Origin of the sequence: Paenibacillus sp. FSL H8-0332 (assembly GCF_037963835.1) — a bacterium.
In the GTDB taxonomy this organism is placed as follows: domain Bacteria; phylum Bacillota; class Bacilli; order Paenibacillales; family Paenibacillaceae; genus Paenibacillus_AQ; species Paenibacillus_AQ rhizoplanae.
On the sequence record NZ_CP150145.1, the window covers coordinates 4,943,707 to 4,961,390 of the forward strand.

Genomic DNA, 17,684 nt, shown 5'->3' on the forward strand with positions numbered 1-17,684 from the left:
AGCAAGAGGCCCGCGATTCTTCGCGGGCCTTCTTCGGGTCTGGTTGTCCTATTATCGCCTTCTGCGGAATATGCTAATTATAAAAAGGAGGAGGACAACATTAACATATTCATAGGTTATATGGTTCTCGGGCTATCCCTGTCAGCCCCCATCGGGCCTATTAATGCCGCCCAATTGGACAAGGGGCTGCGCGGAGGCTTCCTTCCAGCCTGGGCGGTGGGCCTCGGGGCGGTCTGTGCCGATGTAGTCTACATGCTGCTGGTGTATTTCGGCATGATTCACCTGCTGGATGCCCCGTTCGTGAAGGCCTTCCTGTGGCTGTTCGGCTTCTTCGTCCTGGTCTACAGCGGTATGGAGAGCATCAGGCATTCGGGGGAACTCTCAGCAACAGAGGTGCGTCGAAGCGGAGCTTCCTTATCCAAATCCTTCGTGTCCGGGTTCCTGATGTCGCTGTTCAATCCCCTCTCCATCCTGTTCTGGCTGGGCATCTACGGTTCCATCTTAGCCAAGGCGGTTAACGAGTACCCGATGCAGCAGCTCCTGATCTACAGCGGCGCCATTGTCCTTGGCATTCTGCTATGGGATGTGACTATGGCCGCTGCCTCCAGCATGTTCCGCAAATTCCTGACTCAGCGGGTGCTGAAGGCCATCTCTGTCTTGTCCGGTCTGTCACTGGTCGGCTTCGGCTTCTACTTCGGGATTCAGGCGGCCCGGCTGCTGTTCTTTCATTAGATTTTGTTCTTCCGCAGCCGGATGCCCTTAATCCGGAAGCCTGGTCCACCCGGCAGCGTGTGGAAGCTTCCCTTATGCGCATCTGGGCGCTGTTCTTTCCCTGCTGCCTCGTGCTTGCTGCGGTAATGCTGCACGATCCAGTCACTCAGCGCAATCAGCGCTACGATAAGCAGGCTGATATAGAAGCCAGGGCGGCTGAGCTTATGGAACAGCGTTCCGCTGACCGCAGCCAGAATCAGCACCAGCCCGCTCCAGCGCTTCACGCCGCTGAGAATGCTTGGCTTAAGCAGCTTGGCAGAGGAGAGCAGGATGAACGCCCAGTTATAGAGAATCATCAGCCCGGCGGCGGTGGTGATGTATTCGTACACTTTTCCCGGCAGCAGCAAGGCCATAATTACCGTACCCGTCAGACCACCCGCAATCAGGCACAGCGCCAGGAACGGATACTCGTCCTTCCACTTCTTCGAGAATACCTTGGGCGCATCCCCCTCCTGGGCCAGCGTAATCATCATCGAGGTAATCGCATACAGCGACGCAGTCATCGTGGAGAACCCAGCAATAATCAGCACGCCGTTGAACAGATGCGGCACGAAGGCTAGATGGTCGCTGCGCAGAGCCAGAACGAAGGGACTCTCCTTCGGGTTAAAAGCGCTAAGCGGTACCATAATGACCGCCAGTCCAATCGATAAAATATACACCGATGCCAGTCCCAGCAGCATTACCTTCCCCGCCTTCGGCGCTTCCTCCGGCTTCTGTAGCCGGTAAGACATAATCCCGAGCACCTCGATCCCGCCATAAGCATAGAAGGCAAAAATAAACGCAGACCATAACCCGATTCCCCCCGAAGGAAACAACGCCTTATAGCTCATTGGCACCTTCGGGGTGAACTTGCCGCCGCCAATCCAGCCCGCCAGCAGCGCGGCCGCAATCACCAGGAACATAAGAATAGCCGCCACCTTGATGACGGCCAGCACGTTCTCCACCCGGTCGAAGCCCTTGTTGCCGAAGAACACAATCCCCAGAGCGACCACCGCATACCCCGCTGCAAAAATCCACATCGGCACGCCCGGGAACCAGAACCGCGAGAAGATCGACAGCGCCGTAAGCTGGCTGCCCATAATCAGCAGCTCCGAGAACCAGTATAACCAGCCACTGCCGAACCCCGCCCAGCTGCCGAAGGCCTGCTTGGCATAGGAGCGGAAGGAGCCTTGCTCCGGCTGCGCCGCCGTCATCCGCGCCAGCGCATCGAAGACCGCATAGGTTCCAACCGCTGCAAGCAGGTAGACCAGCAACACCGCTGGTCCGCCCATCGAGATCGCCAGCCCCGAGCCGAGGAAATACCCGGTCCCTATCGTCCCCGCAATGCCCAGCAGACTGAGCTGCCACCACTTCAGTTTCTTGTCGTTCTCTGCCGAACCAGAAGTCTTCTTCATGAATTCCGTCCTTATCTTGTCAGTATTAGAGAGGTCTCTAAGACTCTATAATTCCCTCCGGCCGGAGATTCATGAATTTTTATTTCGGCATAGTTGACCGTAACCGGACTCAATGCTCTGTAGTGATGTGTAACGGGGCTGATAACCAATTTGTGAAGCTCGATCGTTAAGCGAATAATAATTATTTTTGGAGCCTGTAATAGAGTTATGGTTGGGGTTATCTTGAATTCCATACTTCAGCCCATGGTGCTCTGCGAAGTAATCCAGAATCTCGAACTTCAATGCAGGCTTCAGCGAATATACATCATAGGCATCATTCCGTATCTTTTCTTGCATACACAGCTTGATGAGCTGGACGAAATCTTCCGAATGCACATAATCTCTTACAATGTTGTCTGCTGAAGTCTGTAGAGTCTCTCCCGTCTTAAGGTGATGAATGATATCCGTCAGCAAATAACGGGATTCCAAATCAATGAACGCGCTGAAAAAACCGAAGATCCGTAAGTCCACAATACGGTACTGGCTCAGACTTCTGTGCTTAGCCTCCATGTTCAGCTTGGTGATTCCGTAAAATTCCTGAGCGGACAGATGGTTGGGATCAAGCTTAAGCCACTTCCCGTCTATAGCAGGCTGATCGAAGTCAGACCCGTACACCGCTCCGCTGCTCAGATTGATGTATACAGCCTCCGGGTTCTTGTGCAGATAGTCCAGAATCAGATTGTCGTATTGCTCGGTAATCTGAAAGACCTGGAACGGATGGCGTATGAGGTCACGCGGATCTCCGATACCTACCCCGTTAATAATCACATCGTAGGCCGCCAAATGAGCAAATTCATTATATTCACAGAGCGTGGCCCCTTCCTCAAGCTGGTTCTCCTCCAGGAAAAGAGCCATCCTGTCCCTGGACCGCGAGAATAGATACAACTCATACTCCTGCGTCGCTCCAAGACCGAGAATCAGATTTTTGGCGATATGACCAGTGGCTCCCAGAATGGCAACAGGCTTACGCTTATGGTTCATCATGACTGCAGCACCGAGATCTCCCGCAGCTTCAGCAGGCCATCCTCATAATAATCTTCATTTGCATAATAGTCCGTGTAATACCGCTCCAGGTTGGACACATCGCTGTGGAATTTATTTCTTACAATGGTTCCATACAACGGTAGAATCACATTATAAAAGCGTTTCTTTTTTTCCTCATGGATGGTCTCTCTCTTCAGAGTACGACCTTCATAATGGTGTAATGCATCCAGGAAATGTTTAATGCATACCTCACCTATGTTGTATCCCTCCGGAGCTATACCTGCATTAAGATGAAAATTATGATTGATCATACAAAATTTAGGATCAATCATTAGAATTTCATAGAACCAGTAGATTTGATTAATACTTGTATAAGCATATTTGCTTTTATCCTCAATTTGATCCCACACTGATCTTTTCATAGTATTCATAGAAATTTGCATTGCATTATTACTCGTATGAGCCAGGAATAAGTCACCGCCCTCTAAAGTATATACCCGGTTATCAGGAAGGAATGGCATCGTGTGAATCAGTGCACAATCCAAATGCTCCAGAAGAATTCCGATGAAATCAATCAGCGCTCCATTCAGCCAGTAATCATCATCTCCTTGTAGTTTAATGAAGCTGCCTTTAGCCAGCGTACTGACATAAGCGATGTTCAAGTCACCGCCGATATTCTGTTCATTGCGGCTATAATGAAAACTGGAGTACAGGTTAGCGTAGACACGGCCTACTTCCAGTGTATGATCTGTCGAGGCATTATCGGAAACCACTACTTCCACTAAATCCTCATTCGAGACCTGTTTATAGATGGATTGCAGATTATTACTAAGATGTTGGACGCGATTGTAGGTTGGAATCACGATCGACAGCAATGGATGTTCTATGCGGCGGGCAAGTGCGGACTCTCTCTCCGTATCACTGTTCACTTTAACCCACTCCAGTAACTCAGGAACGAATACTTGGGTAACAACAGCCGGATTACCCGAGACTCTGCAAAAGCTTGGAATATGATCCACCACAACACTGTTAGGCTCAATAATACTGAATTTCCCGATCTTGACCGCTCTGTTAATTACAACGTGCGCACCGATTATGCTTCCATCACCCACTATCAGTTCTCCACAGGTATTACTATTATTCGCGGGCTGTGCCCAGGCTGGATAACCCGGTTGATCCGCATCCGCTGTACTGTCCGTTAAGCTGACATTAGGTCCAATCTTCACATTCCGGCCGATGTGGACTTTATGGCTGCACTGCACATGTAAACCTGCCTCTATCCGGCTCCCATCCCTGATTGTAAGCTCTGGAGTGCTGCCCGAAGCCGATTCAAGAATGTTCCAGTAATACCCGCCCTGCACCGTTACATTTCTGCCTATTGAAATACAAGATGGATTCGATATGTAACCCGGCTCTTTGAGAAGTGATGGTGAATTAGTCAAGAGAACCCCTCCTTTTTAAGACACTTTACATATACGTACTCACTACCGGCACAAGTTATGAGTCCAACTGAACCGGCAGGGCAATAGCGAATTTCAATACATACTATAAAGCAGGCAGCTGTAATCACGGCTGCCTGCTTCTGCGTTACTCTGACCTGCTCCGTCCTTCTTCCAGTACCTGCTGTAATTGTCTTCTTGTGCCCAGCAAAACCTGATTACCCGGCAGGTAAGCCAAGGCCTGCTCATTATGCTGCCAGGCCTGCTGCCACTCTCTTGCGGCTGCGAAGCAGCGGCTGACCAAGACATGGGGCAGCCAGGTGTAATAAGCTTGGGAGACAGGACGTTCCCCCAGTCCTGCCGTCTGCCGGTTGATCGCCTGGAGATACCAGAAGATCGCGTTGTCCCACTCCCGGCGTTCCTCGAAGAACCCGGCAATACCACAGCAGACATCGGGCTGGGGCAGTCCATAGCCGAAAGAACGAAAGAGGCTGTTCAGCCTAAGCTCTGCTTCGCATTTCTGCCGGTAACACTCGGACAACCGCAGACAAGCTGTAATCTGTTCCCCTCTGAAGCCGCTTGGTTCACGCAACAACTGTTCATAAGAAGCCTCTGCTGCTTGATAATCCCGGGCGTTGAAGCATTCATTCGCATAGTGGAAGAGAAGCTTTCCTTCGGCCTTGCCTTCTTCAGTAATCCAGCGCTTCAGAATCTGCAGGTTGCGTTCCGTATGGATAGCCGACGGCCGATGGTCAATATAGATATCTGTATTCATGGCTGTGCCTGCTCCAATATCCAGCTCCTCATGGACCCGCCCTTGCCAACAGAAATGCCCGCGTCTGACAACCCGGGGGCGGATCTCAGAATGCACTGGCACTAAAGCAGAATCACCTTGGGCAGGCAGGGGAGATAGCCGGGTTCCCATTCGGATTACATCTACCCCCTCCTGTTCCTGCGCCAGCTGTTGCTTCAGCCGGGCCAGCTTCTCCGCTTCTGGAGCAGCCAACAGCTCATCCGCATCCATCCAGATCACATAGGGCATCGTCGCCTGTTCGAAGGAATAGTTGCGGGCGGCTGCGAAATCCTCATCCCACGGATATGTGAATACCTTCCCTGTATACCAGCCCGCAACAGTCATGGTCCTGTCCGTTGATCCCGTATCTACAATAATGATCTCATCCATCAATTCTCTGACCGAATCCAGACAGCGCCCCAGCACAGCTTCTTCATTCCTCACAATCATACATAGACTGAACAGCCCCTGCTGTTCTGCTTCCATCTCCCTAGCCTCCTGGCTCTAATCAGATATATAAAAAAGAAGCCATCCTGCAAAGGATGGTCTTAAGCTTGTAGAAAAGAAAAGTAAAACAGGTCCCTTCCACGATCAGGTTAGACGGTGAACAGACCATATAACGCCTGGAGTTGCAGCACCTAGATTCACATCAAGCGCTACTCCAGCCGATTGATAGACGAGGGTGATCACATCATTTGCCGCAAGTTCTACTTCTCCCGCCAAGGTGACAGTACCGCTTCTAAGGAGTGTTCTAAGGGTTAACGTTCCTGTAACAGCCACATCCAGTACCGGTAATAATCCGGTGACCAGATCAGTAGCTGGAGTTGGTGTAGTTCTTCGGACCACTAATGAAGGATTCACATCTGCACCTAATGCAGCAGGGATAGCTGCAGTAAAGGCAAAGTTGACAGTAGCCTCAATAGAATATCTACCCGCCTCTGGAACGGTATATTGACCCAAAACAGCATCAAATGCTGCATTGCCGTAATAAGGTGCCGTCTCTTCCCAACCTCCAACTGTGGCCGTGGTGCCTGTCACCAAGGTTGGCAGAAATACTGAGAATCCTTCAGTTGCCAAGATTGGACCTGTCATGCCCGTAGCTCCGGTAGCTCCAGTTTCCCCTGTAAGACCAGTTACTCCTGTAAGACCAGTTACTCCTGTAAGGCCGGTAACTCCTGTAAGGCCGGTAACTCCTGTGGCTCCCGTTTCCCCTGCTCCTGTAGCTCCTGTTAAGCCAGTCACTCCTGTAGCTCCTGTGTTTCCCGTGGCTCCGGTTTCCCCTGCTCCTGTAGCTCCGGTTAAGCCTGTCACTCCTGTGACTCCTGTAGCTCCTGTGACTCCCGGGTCTCCTCCCCCTGGGCCCGTTGGTCCTGTTCCACCTGTAGCTCCCGTGGCTCCGGTTTCTCCTGCTCCTGTAGCTCCTGTAGCTCCTGTTGCCCCAGTAGCTCCCGGGTCTCCTCCCCCTGGGCCCGTTGGTCCTGTTGCCCCAGTAGCTCCCGGATCTCCTCCCCCCGGGCCCGTTGGTCCTGTTACTCCTGTAGCTCCTGTAGCTCCCGGATCTCCTGCCCCCGGTCCTGTCGGCCCTGTTGGTCCTGCTGGTCCTGGCTGTCCATTTAATCCTGGAGACCCGGCCGGTCCTGTCGGTCCCGTCGGACCTGTCCCCCCTCCGGCCCCGCCGCCGGAATTCTCTCTAAGCAATTCTTCTGCTACCAGCCGGTGTGCTGTTACCAGTTGACCCGACCCGTTCTTGCCCCACACTGAGATTTGTACAGAATCAATCAGATTAGCTGAACTCGGCGATGTAATAAATATGAATTCAAAAGCATTCAAGTCAGCATAATAATTCTTCGTAATGACTTGATTCGCTGCAACATGGAGTAATTCACTTACGTACATCACTCTTATGCCGCCGTTCAGCTGATAACCCTGAATTGTTAAGGAGTATGCCGAGTCTGCGCTGCGGTTATCAATCTTAACGGTAACCTGTTGGGTCGGTCTCACCCCGTTGACCAGATTGTTCTCAATAGGTCCTGTTGATAAAAAGGCCATTATGTGATCACTTCCTGACAGATTTAGATTTCATTCCAGTATGCGCCAGGATTAGTGCGGTATCGGCAGATGAACTTTCCCCCTTCAGGCCTCCGCATTCATTCAGCAGCATACTTAATGATTAATATAGTAGTATTCAAGCTTACAGGTTTGGTGTGGACTTCGTGGATGGACTCCCTAGAACGGGCTTCATCTCCCTTCACCAAATCTCCTCTGCTCTGTGTATGCCACTATATGCATCAAGTCCGGAAGTTGTTCTTGTATTACGTTGGAATGTCTTCCTCATCCAGAAGGCCGATGCACATGATTTGTCTCAGCTCTTCCCTGTCCAAATAGGGATACATATCCTCAATCGGCCGGTTCACCACCAGCTTAGGATGGACATTCGTATCCTTATCCAGCTTCACTTCCAGAAATGCCGGTCCTTCCGTACTCAGGAACTGATCAAGCGGATGAGTATCAGCCATGGTAATCATATGATAGGCCGGAATTCTATAAGCACTAACAATATCCAAGAACGAAGGATTGGGATTCACCGTCGATTGTTGTCTGCCTGCGAGATATAAATCCTGGAACTGTCTTACCATCCCTAGTGAGCTATTATTCATAACCACGATCTTAATGGGCAGATTCAGCCGGACCACCGTGTCCAGCTCCTGTATATTAAGCTGGAACCCCCCGTCTCCTGCAATCACAAGCGTCTCCTCTCCTGAGGCCAGACAGGCACCGATGGCAGCAGGCAAGGCGAAGCCCATAGCCCCCATTCCGCCGGAATTCAACAGCCTTTGATTCGCGGACAGTCTGAAGGATTGCGATGCCCACATCTGATGCTGTCCTACATCCAGACATATCGCATGGAACTGCTCAGCTCTGGAGGATAACAGGCTCATGAACCGGTTCGGTTCAATCTCATCAGCCTGCGGAGTGAAGGAATAGGTGGGATATTGTGCCTTGAGCCGTGTAATATACGCTAGCCATGCTGTAATGTCCGGCTTGATATACCCGGTTAGGGAAGTATTCATCCGCTCCAGAAAAATATCCAGACGGGAGTGAATAGCCAGGCTTACGCCAACCTTACAGTTAAGCTCATTAGGATCAATATCCACGTGAATCTTGTCAGCACCGCGCCCGAAGGTATCCGGTCTGGTTCCAGTCTGTCTGCTATCCAGCCTTGAGCCGAGGATTAGCAGCAAGTCACAATTCGCCAGGATCAGATTGCTATAGCGGTTGCCGTATGACCCGATCAGACCGGAGTATTGCGGATGGTCATGCGGGAGGGCATCCACCCCCATCAGGGAGGTAACCACAGGGATTCCCGTAAGATCAGTGAACCGGGTTAATGCCGCCGCTGAGTTACCGGCCCTCACTCCGCCGCCAGCCAGAATCAGCGGCCTCTTGGCTGCCCTAAGCCGCGTCAAGACATCTGCAGCGACGGCGTCACTTATGTCCCCGGCATCTTGCATAAGTAGCCGGTACTCTTCGCTATCGTTGAAGCTGGGTAACCCGTCTGGCTCTACATCTGCCCGCTGAAGATTCATCGGAAGATCTAACAGCACCGGACCGGGCCGGCCGCTCTGCGCCAGCGCCACAGCCTTTTCCAGCTCATATCTGATCTGATCCGGCTCCGTCACCATAACTGCATATTTGGTTAACGGCTTCGCTACACTGACAATATCTGTTTCTTGGAACCCAATCTGCCTTACCGGAGTATCGAATTTGTACTCATACGTATTCACTTGTCCGGTGATGAACAAGCAAGGGACGGAGTCGAAATAACAACTCCCTATACCGGTCAGCAGATTCAAGGCCCCCGGCCCGCTCGTAGCCATCGCCACACCAAGCTTCCCATTCATTCTGGCATAAGCTTCTGCCGCGAAGGCGCCTGCTTGTTCATGACGCACAGAGACGCACTCGATGTCCTCCCTAACCGAGATGGAGTCAAGTAAATGGACAATTGCCCCGCCGATGAACTCGAAGACATGCGAGACACCTTGCTGCTTGAGATAATCAATGACATAATCGGATACCTTCAATGTATGCTCCCTCCTTCATATATCTTATCCGCCCGCAACAAGAGATTCTTCCGCTATGCTGGACAAGTATTGTCCGTAGGCCAGCTTACGCAGCGGCCGGGCCAGCTCCAGCAGTTGCTCTCTGGTGATGTAGCCTTTATTGAAGGCAATCTCTTCGATGCAGGCCACGTAGAGCCCTTGCCGCTTCTGAATGGTCTCGACCAGATTGGCTGCCTCCAGCAGGGAATCCGGCGTCCCGGTATCGAGCCAGGCCATCCCCCGGCCGAACAGCTCCACGTTCAGTTGCCCCCTGCTTAGATATTCCTGGTTGACATCCGTAATCTCAATCTCACCTCTCCGGGAGGGCTTAATCTGCCTGGCGATCTCCACAACCTGCTGGTCATAGAAGTACAAGCCCGGTACTGCATAATGGGAGCGGGGATACAGCGGCTTCTCTTCCAGTGCAACCGCCTTTCCTGTGTTATCGAATTCCACAACACCGTAGGCGGAAGGGTCTTGTACCCGGCATCCGAAGATCGTAGCACCTTCCCCCCGCCGGACAACCCTCTCCAGAATGGAGCTGAAGCTCTGTCCATAGAAGATGTTATCACCCAGAATCATGCATACATGATCCGTGCCGATGAACTCTTCCCCGATCAGGAACGCCTCGGCAAGCCCGCGGGGCTGCTCCTGCACTGCATATTGACAGGATAGTCCGAGCTGTTCGCCGCTCCCCAAAAGATCCTGAAATAGCCGGATGTCCCTTCCGGTGGAGATAACCAGAATCTCCCGGATACCTGCCAGCATCAGGACAGACAGCGGATAATAGATCATCGGCTTGTCATACACCGGCAGAATCTGCTTGGAGATCGATTTCGTCAGCGGATGCAGTCTCGTTCCCGAGCCACCCGCCAGAATGATGCCTTTCATCCGTCCACGCTCCCAGTTCTTATCATTTCTACCCTTATCCACTTGTTATAGAGTTGAAGATCAACACCCTGGTTTCTGGAACCGGAAGGGTTGATCTTCATTAACATTATTAAATCACTGTGCTATGCTTCTATTTGCTCTGTGTCTTGTATCGCCCGTTAGAAAGACTGTAAAATACCGCTGAAATATCAATGTTATCTGGATTATAATTAATAGTTCGGACCGAGAAATCCGCTATGCTAATTAAATAAAAGGTATTAAATCCCATAAAAACTAAATATTTGCTATCACTAGTAAAATTCGCAAAACCTATTAAGACATCATTCAAAGTTGTCGATGGAATCTGCTGTATCATCTGATCGCTGGTCGAGATCAGTCTAATCTGAAAAGACCCAGGAGGTGTTCCCAGTACACATATCCATCGTTCATCCGGTGACATAATGATCGAATACGAACTGAAGGGACCCGGCAAACTGTTTGTTAAGTTACCCTGTCTGTCGAAAATGCTAACATTCATCGGGATAAAGGCATTCTGATTTTCAGGAAAGCCATTGTCCAGGATATAGGTTTCGCCGGATTTTAGCTGCCGAATCCCCCATGTGCTGTTATTACTGTTCGATGGCTTTAAGCCGGTATTACTGAAATTCCCAATCTCTGCGTAGATGTAGAAAGTGTTTCTCATGGCCGGGGTCATCCGCACTTCCATACTATCAGATGTAACCACTAGCGGATTGGATAAAGCCGGCGTTTGTAACAACGCAACCGGATAAGCTCCGAATATATCCTCGGTAGTCTCCCCCGTTCCAATCTCATACGCATGAACCTGATTTCCGAGGGTGAAGAAAAAAGCGTACCGGCTGTCAGGAGAAACTGCTGAGTACTTCACAGAGGAGGTCATGGAGAGAATATTAATAGGACTCCCATTGGACAGATTAAAGACAATCGTCTGCGAAGTGTTAGTGGATATAAATAGATAGCGCTGATCAGGTGTCAACAGCAGATCAACTACAGATGCGTCCAGGTTTAAAACCATGGTCCAATCGACGGCACGGGACTGAATATTGAACCGGTACAATTTATCTTGTAGCCCATAGTAAATGTATTTGCTGTCCGCTGAGGCGGCAAAAGTCGCTATCCCTGCGTCAAAATTGATACTAGGATCCACGGGAATATACTGTACGGTACCCGATTGAGCCTCCACGACACAAACCCCACCATTAAACAGAAAGTAAGCCGTTGCCTCGCTGACAACATAAGGTGTCCCGCTGCCCATTACCTCTGCCGCCAGATACCGGTTCTCCATGATCAGCGAGAGGGCACTCGGTATACTAAAGTCGATTTGCACTTGAACAGAATAGACTCCCGGTCCGGCTTCGGGGATATGCGTCAGGCTGAACGGGAATTGTACACTGGCTCTTTTGCCGGGATCAGCTTCACCGCTGCCGTAGCCTTGGACGATGGACCGGAATTCAAATGAGCGGATCACTGCATTATTGTAGAGAACATTGATTGAAAGAGGAATTCGAACAGCTTCTGCCAGCGGGAGATAGGAGACGCGGAGCTCCCCTTGCAGTTGTACGCGTTGTCCGGCCTTCGTCTGCAATGTATCCAGGGTAAGAACCGTTTGTAGCTCAGAGGTCAATACCTGTGAATCAGCACGATATTGATATAAGGGAGAGGGCACGGATTCTCCTGTCGATCCGGTTGCGCCGGTAGAACCTGCCGGTCCCGTCGGGCCTTTGCTGCCGGTCCCTGTCGGTCCCAGTGCGCCCCGCAGACCTTCCGCTCCTTGTAAGCCTGGTGATCCTTTGACACTATACCCTGTAGTCCCTGTTACGGCTATTCCGGTTGCACCGGCAGGGCCAATTCCGGTGAGCCCTGTCATCCCGGTCGGACCAGTCGGGCCGTAGCCTGCTGGGCCTGTGAAACTTGCGGGAAGCCCCGGTTCGCCTGTATCTCCTGTCGGACCGGTCGCTCCGTATCCTGTTGCCCCTGTCACGCCCTTGTTGCCGTAATCACCGCCGCCGCCTCTCGTACCTTGGGTGCCCGTCGTTCCAGTCGGGCCGGTCGGACCGGTATGCCCAGTGGCGGCTCTAACGGCATGAACAGCAGCTATCCCTGCTACGGCTCTGCCTATAGATGGATCGGCCTTGACGTTAATGTAGCTGACGACCCGGGCCCGTATAGTGTACGCATACGTTCCCGGATTCGCCGAATGATTGACCGTAACTTGTAAGGTTCTGGCAGTCTCTTCCGTTCCGGTATGGGACAGCGTGACCAGTTGAGTCTGCAGCACACTTCCAGAGAGCATCGTCAACAGTTCAATCCGCAGCAAGGATGGACCGGAAGACACTGCCTGGAAGACAACAGGAATCTGGAACGTTACATGCGCCTGAGGCTGCACTGCAACTATGTCAAGGGTCTCCGCCAGGTGAATAGCCGGTCCCGGTGTTCCCAGGGGAAGAGTGGTTAGATTCGACATCACTTCACCGCCTTTGATATTCTCTGCAACATCAGATGCTGTCAGGTATTACCGTTGAAGATAAGGTGCTTTGATTAATATAGACATTCCCTTGGTCTTGTTGATCACCAACAACCAGTATTGATAACGATATAGTCGTTGCTGGGCCATCATACATAACGTAGATTGGTAAAACCTGTGCAGTTCGAAATAAATCCGTTTGTTTCTGCCAATAATCTGTATACAGATACAATGTGTTCTGGGCAGTATCCGTAAGTGTAATTGTCATTTCCAATCCATTATTCTCTATAATTGAGTTACTCCAATATTGGATTTCTACCATCCCCTCTATTTGGCAACGGCTGCCTCCAGGATCTACCGGGAGAGATGCAATCAATACATTTGTATTGAAATTCACCGTAATAAAAGGACTGCTCCTTGTGTAAGTTAATATTGGAATATATGCATCACTTACTCCCGCTCCAGTTGGGCCTTGGGCACCTTCTGGTCCAGGTTCTCCCTGCTCACTGCCCTCTCCGGGCGGACCCGTGAAGCCTGTGGGCCCAGTTCCACCATCGGGCCCAGTCTCCCCTGTTATTCCAGGACCGGTGGCTCCGACGTCCCCCATACCTGTAACTCCTGTTGCTCCTGTGACTCCTATTCCGGTGGCTCCGGTGGCTCCGGTAGGTCCATTGAGTGCTCCTATATAGGCTGTTGCCCCTGTGGGTCCGGTAGGACCTGTCAGGCCGGTTGGGCCTGTATTCGAGGAGCCATCCTCTCCCATTCTCCCGTCGCCACCAGACAGACCGGTACGTCCGGTGAGGCCAGTGGGTCCTGTTGGGCCTGGAGGACCTATAGGACCGTTAAATATAACAGGCCCTGGTCCCGTCTGGACCAGAGGGGAGCCGACCCGAATATCCGAAGCGATGTTCTGATAATGCAGCAGTTTCATTCTCAGCTCGTATTGGTGAATACCTGCAGGCAGTTCATCGGTGAATCTGACGGTGGCTTCAGTCTGAACAAGGCCGGCTGCCAAGGCTGTTGATTCTATCGATACACCCCGCGTTTCAACAAGTGCATTAGCCCTCCATAGTTCAACATTTAAATGCAAATGATAATAACCAGGGGACAGCATATCTAGAAGCATTGGAATCGACATCTGCACTTGCGCAGATGCATACGGCTGTTCCACATCCGTCCGGATATCCGTAAGCACAAGCTCATTGCCGCTTTCAAGAGGAAGCGACGAATAGATGGCCATGTATATTCAACTCCTTTATTACTCAGATGCTGTTCTTTTGTACGATTCTTGAACAGATAGTTCAGTTCCCTCTTAGGAATACCTTCGCAGTTGCATTGAAGGATTCATAGCTGATAGTTGTGTTGGGAGTTATCGTACTAGCTGTAGCCGACAATGTGTAGCTGTGAAGGCCTAATGGCGGATTATCATCAATGGCGTAGAAGAACAGCGATTGTTCGGAAGGAATGGAATTAGCTGATGGATCATTCGAATAATTATAGAACAACATCCAATTAAACAAAGCGCCTTCAGGAAGGTTGACTCCATCACGTTGTATCACATAAACAATATTATTGCTGTATTCGTAATCAGGGGGATTCCCGTAGCTGATCTGTAGAGTGCCAGCTACAACTACACATTGATCAGTCGAGGTAATCAGTACTGGCGGAAGTTGGCCTACAAGTTCACTCTCTTCTGGACTGCCCGACAGCAGAGCATCACTCACAACTACCGGCAATGCACGGCTGGGTCCGGTTACACCTGTGGGGCCAGTTGTCCCTGTTCTTCCGGTAAATCCTGAACCAGGGCCTGTGTACCCGGTCTCCCCCCTTGCTCCAGTCGTTCCTGTCGGGCCCTGCAGTCCATATCCGGTCATACCCGTGGCTCCGATTCCTGTCATTCCGGTTGGACCGGCAGGTCCCACCCCGGTAGTTCCCGTAGGGCCCGTTGGTCCGGTTGCGCTTCCCGATCCGGTTGCCACAACCACGCCCGTAGCTCCAGTAGGTCCCTTAGGTCCCTTCGTTCCCATGATGCCAGGGCCGGTTGTACCGGTCGGACCGGTGCTCCCAGTCAGACCTTTAGGCCCCCGTGTACCACGTGGACCTTGCGGACCCGTTGATCCGGTCGGACCGATATCATCCTCGTCAGCCGCGACTCCTTGTACAGAGACTGTAGGGAGACCTGCCAGCGGATTCGCCGCAATATTCTGTGAAGACAGAACCCGCAGCTCCACTTCAAAGGATTGCCCCCCTTGACCGAAGCTCCCTGTAATACTTGCATTCACATCCGCAATTAGCGCTTCCCCTGCGTTGCCGCTGCCGATATAAGGCTCGGTCAGAGTCTGAAGCATCGTTCCATCTTTCAGAACAGATAGCCCGATGATCAGATGATAGTTGCCGGACAATGCCGGCTTGAACGATAGAGGCACACTGAAATTTATTTGGAAGGAGGGATGACTCTCTTCCAGCAATACCGGACTTCCCAGCCGGATTGCCGGTCCCGGACTTCCCAGTTGCACCGGAATCAATGATGACATGTGAACACAACCCTTCTATCCACTTTATAATTCACCTTGTCCATTTGGTGTAAAATGGATCAATCCCCACCGGTTCCCTAACCGTAGGGATTGATCTGAGCATTACTCGGGCAGCATGATCCACATTTTACTTACTTTGCGTTTTGTACGCTCCACTGGATAGGGTGTAGATCAGCGGCTGATTAGCAGGTTCTGGCGGAAGGTCAAAGGTTCTGACTGAACGATCCTCCAAGCTTATCGTGTAAATATGTTGAGTTCCTATAACAACTAGAAAACGGCTGTTTCTTGTGAAGTTGACTCCTCCCCGGAAGTTTTGATCCGTTAGTAAGGGGAGTGTACCTCCAAATAAATTATCGGTATCAAGTAAAAAGAGCCCATCTTCACTTTGGATGCAGACAAACTGCTCATCCGGTGATAGAACCAAGGAATATACTAGTGTGTGAAGTGCTGCGTAAGAAGGAATATCGCTGTCAGAGGGACCAAGAAGACTGGCTTTAGAAATTTGCGGCAAGGTATTTGGATCTGCCCCGTTATCTATTGTTATAAATTTTCCGTTCTGCAACTGCACAATTCCCCATGCGCCGTTGCTACCAATTAATGTCTTGAGACCTTTGTTACTGAAGTTGCCAACCTCTGCGTAGGCATAAAAGACATCTGGCAGACCTGGAGTAAACCGTACCTCAGTACTGTCAGGTGACACTACCAGCGGGTTGGAGTAGCCTGGATACAACTGAGGCTGAATAGTATACAATCCATTGAAGATATTCCGCTCCAGTGTTCCCAGGGCAATGTTATAGGCATGAACTTCACCCGTATAGATATAGAAGAAAGCATAGCGGCTGTCTGGAGAAGCAGCGGAGAAGAGAACATTCGATTCCAGAGGCAGCGTTCGGACGGTAACCCTGTTCACCAGATCATAGATCTGCACCTGAGGACTGGCTTCATCCGAGATGAATAGATATCTCTGGTCAGGCGTCAACAAGAGATCTGTTGCCTGCATATCCTGATTCAGATCGATTCCCCAGTTCACCACTTGAGCCTCTGTATCGAACTGGTACAACCTGTCTTGTACCGCATAGTAAATCTCACTGCCTGCTGAAGCGGCATAAGCTGCGTTCCCGTGGTACTGGATATTGGGGTCCATCGGAACCGATTGGGTGGGACCAACCAATGCATTGATAGTCTGTACCCCGCCCGCAGCCAGAAAATAAGCGGATTCTTCATGGAAAAACGAGGTATCGCCATCGGTCACCTCTGCCACAAGATACCGGTTCTCCACCGTCATCGACAAATCATCTTGCACTTGCAGTTCAGTTGAGTTCTGCTTTAAATTCACAGTATATACTCCTGTACCGGGTCCAGGGTTATGCGTCAGGCTAAAAGGAATCTGAATGCTCGCCCGTTCTCCGGGATCAGCTGTGCTCCCATAACCCTGGACAATAGTCTGGAAGTTAAACAAACGAAAAATGGACATACCGTTTCCAGAGTTATAAGCAAAACCAACAGTAATAGAAATTCTTGAACCTGTTGAGCGCGGGAGATACGTGATACGGAAATTCCCCTTTAATAGAACGCGTTGTCCAGCCTCGGTATGCACCGAGTCTAGTTCGATAAAACTTTGCGTGGAGTAACTCAACGCCACCGGATCGGTACGATATTGATATTGAACAGGAGGTAGCGGTTCGCCAGTTGAGCCGGTTGCACCTGTCGGGCCAGCCGGCCCCCTTGGGCCCGGGCCCATGGTCCCTGTCGGTCCCGGTGCTCCTTGCAGACCTTGCTCTCCTGGCGCCCCCCTCTCTCCCTTCACACTCGTACCTGTCGTTCCTGTCACAGCATTACCGGTTGCACCTGTCAGGCCTACTACGGTCAAGCCCGTCGCCCCGGTTGGACCAGTGGGCCCAGTGCCGATTCCGCCAGTGACGCTTGCGGGAGGGCCTGGTACACCTGTATCTCCTGTAGGACCGGTCGCTCCATATCCTGTAGCTCCTGTCACGCCCTTGTTACCGTAACCGCCGCCCTGACCCCTCTGACCTTGCGTACCGGTCGTTCCAGTAGGACCCGTCGGACCGGTAATACCCGTGGCGGCCCGAATTGCCTGAACAGAAGCTATCCCTGCAACGGCTCTGCCTATAGAAGGATCGGACTTGATGTTAATATAACCGACTACCCGAGCTCGTATAGTGTAGGCATACGTTCCCGGATAAGCCGGATGGTTGACCGTAACTTGTATCGTTCTTGCAGTCTCCTCAGTTCCATT

Annotated in this window: 11 protein-coding genes and 1 pseudogene; 1 reads left to right on the forward strand and 11 read right to left on the reverse strand. The window is 51.3% G+C overall.

What is annotated here, in order from left to right; all coding sequences use genetic code 11:
• Positions 1–120: 120 nt before the first annotated feature.
• Positions 121–732: a LysE family transporter gene (locus NST43_RS21415; protein WP_339219264.1), complete on the forward strand. Its 612-nt coding sequence runs from the start codon at positions 121–123 to the stop codon at positions 730–732.
• On the opposite strand, the gene NST43_RS21420 is transcribed toward NST43_RS21415, so the two are convergent.
• The 11 genes and pseudogenes from NST43_RS21420 to NST43_RS21470 form a co-directional block, all read right to left on the reverse strand.
• Entirely contained in the window at positions 729–2,165 is a 1,437-nt protein-coding gene (locus NST43_RS21420) for an amino acid permease (RefSeq protein ID WP_339219265.1), read from the reverse strand. The genes NST43_RS21415 and NST43_RS21420 overlap by 4 nt on opposite strands.
• 69 nt (positions 2,166–2,234) lie before the next feature.
• Positions 2,235–3,188 (reverse strand): NAD(P)-dependent oxidoreductase, encoded by a 954-nt coding sequence (locus NST43_RS21425; protein ID WP_339219266.1) that lies wholly within the window; start codon positions 3,186–3,188, stop codon positions 2,235–2,237.
• Positions 3,185–4,630, reverse strand: coding sequence for a glycosyltransferase (locus NST43_RS21430; protein WP_339219267.1), 1,446 nt, complete (start codon positions 4,628–4,630; stop codon positions 3,185–3,187). Before NST43_RS21430 ends, NST43_RS21425 begins: the two co-directional genes overlap by 4 nt.
• Positions 4,631–4,775: 145 nt before the next feature.
• Complete coding sequence (locus tag NST43_RS21435; protein WP_339219268.1) at positions 4,776–5,906, reverse strand: glycosyltransferase family 2 protein; 1,131 nt, start codon at positions 5,904–5,906, stop codon at positions 4,776–4,778.
• A 105-nt stretch (positions 5,907–6,011) separates the two neighbouring features.
• On the reverse strand, positions 6,012–7,469 hold the full coding sequence (locus NST43_RS21440) for a collagen-like protein (protein ID WP_339219270.1): 1,458 nt from the start codon (positions 7,467–7,469) through the stop codon (positions 6,012–6,014).
• Between the two features lie 263 nt (positions 7,470–7,732).
• The gene (locus NST43_RS21445; protein WP_339219271.1) at positions 7,733–9,502 is read right to left on the reverse strand and encodes a thiamine pyrophosphate-binding protein; all 1,770 of its coding nucleotides are present in this window, start codon (positions 9,500–9,502) and stop codon (positions 7,733–7,735) included.
• 24 nt (positions 9,503–9,526) lie between these two features.
• Positions 9,527–10,411: a glucose-1-phosphate thymidylyltransferase RfbA gene (gene rfbA, locus NST43_RS21450; protein ID WP_339219272.1), complete on the reverse strand. Its 885-nt coding sequence runs from the start codon at positions 10,409–10,411 to the stop codon at positions 9,527–9,529.
• Between the two features lie 130 nt (positions 10,412–10,541).
• A complete protein-coding gene (locus NST43_RS21455) occupies positions 10,542–12,893 on the reverse strand; it encodes a hypothetical protein (RefSeq protein WP_339219273.1) in 2,352 nt (783 codons plus the stop codon).
• A 31-nt stretch (positions 12,894–12,924) separates the two neighbouring features.
• Positions 12,925–14,133 (reverse strand): hypothetical protein, encoded by a 1,209-nt coding sequence (locus NST43_RS21460; protein ID WP_339219275.1) that lies wholly within the window; start codon positions 14,131–14,133, stop codon positions 12,925–12,927.
• A 61-nt stretch (positions 14,134–14,194) separates the two neighbouring features.
• The gene (locus tag NST43_RS21465; protein ID WP_339219277.1) at positions 14,195–15,427 is read right to left on the reverse strand and encodes a hypothetical protein; all 1,233 of its coding nucleotides are present in this window, start codon (positions 15,425–15,427) and stop codon (positions 14,195–14,197) included.
• 1,684 nt (positions 15,428–17,111) lie between these two features.
• A pseudogene (locus NST43_RS21470) lies at positions 17,112–17,510 on the reverse strand (collagen-like protein); the annotation flags it as partial.
• Positions 17,511–17,684 lie beyond the last annotated feature (174 nt).